This window comes from Glutamicibacter sp. BW78, from assembly GCF_002332245.1.
GTDB lineage: Bacteria > Actinomycetota > Actinomycetes > Actinomycetales > Micrococcaceae > Arthrobacter_H > Arthrobacter_H rhombi_A.
Window position 1 is genome coordinate 5269 of the sequence record NZ_NRGU01000003.1, and the last position, 760, is coordinate 6028.

Annotated in this window: 1 pseudogene (cut by a window edge); it reads left to right on the forward strand. The window is 60.8% G+C overall.

Annotation, left to right across the window (positions count from 1 at the left end):
- Window positions 1-610, forward strand: a pseudogene (locus CIK75_RS00055) (DUF932 domain-containing protein) (it extends 73 nt beyond the left edge of the window).
- The last annotated feature ends 150 nt before the right edge of the window (window positions 611-760 follow it).

Below are 760 nucleotides of genomic sequence, written 5' to 3' on the forward strand. Positions count from 1 at the left end.
GATGAAGCTTCCGGAGCACATGAAGGTGGGCGGAGTCGATGACGTCGACATGTACATCGCGGCTCTGAACTCGCACGACGGGTCCAGCCCGTTCCGTCTGATGGTCACCCCCATCCGGGTGGTCTGCGCGAATACCCAGGCCGCTGCCCTGCAGCATGCGAAGGGTACTTTCAATATCCGTCACACCCGTTCGGCGATGGGCCACATCGAGCAGGCCCGGCAGGCCTTGAGCCTCACGTTCCGCTACCAGGAAGAGTTTCAGGCGGCTGCGGAGCGGATGATCCAGGAATCGCTCACGGATGCGGCTTTTGGCGACTTGGTCGAGCGCTTGATGCCGACTCCGAGCGAGAACGCGACGAATCGGGTGAAGGACAACCATCGCGAGAAGGCTGATCGCCTCGAGTGGTTGTTCGCTGATGCGCCGACCAATGATGCCATCCGTGGGACGCGCTGGGCCGGTTACCAGGCGGTGGCGGAGTTCGTCGACCACTATGCCCCGGCCAAGCTCAACCGGTACTGCGAGGACGTGGAGACGGCCCGTTCCATGGCGGCGATCGGCACGGCCGCAACCAGCCTCAAACACAAGGCGTTCGACCTGCTCGCGGTCTAGAGCCAAGCAGGGCCCCATGGCTGCCCGCGAATTATCCGGACATCCGGATAATTCGCGGGCAGCTCTTTTTGAGTCGCTCCCCTATTTCTGCATCTCAGACTCATACTTCACAAGGGGGACTTTTAAAAGTGTATAGTTCGAAATGCAGCA